The organism is Streptosporangium vulgare (genome assembly GCF_042428775.1).
GTDB classification, from domain to species: Bacteria; Actinomycetota; Actinomycetes; order Streptosporangiales; family Streptosporangiaceae; genus Streptosporangium; species Streptosporangium vulgare.
The window spans coordinates 1-737 of sequence record NZ_JBHMBS010000135.1; the positions used below are offsets into that span (position 1 = coordinate 1).

General features: G+C 64.0%; 1 protein-coding gene. It reads right to left on the reverse strand.

Annotation, left to right across the window (positions count from 1 at the left end; genetic code table 11):
• Positions 1-214 precede the first annotated feature (214 nt).
• Positions 215-727 carry a hypothetical protein gene (locus ACFFRH_RS44335; RefSeq protein ID WP_386164221.1) on the reverse strand — a complete coding sequence of 171 codons (513 nt, stop codon included), beginning with the start codon at positions 725-727 and terminating at the stop codon, positions 215-217.
• Between the last annotated feature and the right edge of the window lie 10 nt (positions 728-737).

Sequence of the window (737 nt, forward strand, 5' to 3'; positions counted from 1 at the left end):
CCCAGTAGCAATGAAGAAATTTCCACCGGAGTAGCGTCTGAGCTGCAACGATTCGGGGCCCCTGCGGCTAGGGCCTCGATTTGCCCACGGTGCTGATCGTGAGCGACGACGGCCCTGGAGGTTCAGCGGGGACCTGCCTACGACGCCTCGTCACGTACCAGACTTCTGTCAGCTCATGTAGCTGACTGACCGGAATCTGTGGGGCACCTCTGGGTCAGTGACCGGGAGCTGTCAGGCAACCACCGTCATTGATGTACCCCCCCACCTCCACCTTCGATTCACGCTCGTCGTAGAAGCCGGTCAAGCATCCTCCCGACAATTCGATCGCGAACACCACAGCGGAGCGAGCGCCTCCCGCCCTGATGATGACGTTCGTTCCCGGTGGGGCGACCGCCCGGATCGCTTTGGCGACGTGGGCTTCGCCGTGCAGTGCCCGCTCGCGCAGGTCGGCGAATTTGCCCCGCAGGGCCTCGGCCACTGGCTTGGCCTGCGCAGCCGCCTCCGGAGAAAGCGTGGCGCGCTGGCGGTATCTCTCGTTGTCCGCGTGCTTCTGCTCCCAGGAGGGCATCGTCACGCAAGGGCTGGGCATCGGCAACCCAGCGGCTTCCGGGCAGGGAAGTAAGGATGATGGCGACGCCGACGGCCCGGCTTTTTGCGTCCGCACCACACCGCAGCCATTCACGATGGCCAACAGCAGCACGGCGACAAGGGCAATCAAGATCTTCATGCCTCAACAC

Coding starts and splice junctions, on each gene's coding strand:
- ACFFRH_RS44335 (WP_386164221.1), bottom strand. CDS start 727: ATGAAGATCTTGATTGCCCTTGTCGCCGTGCTGCTGTTGGCCATCGTG.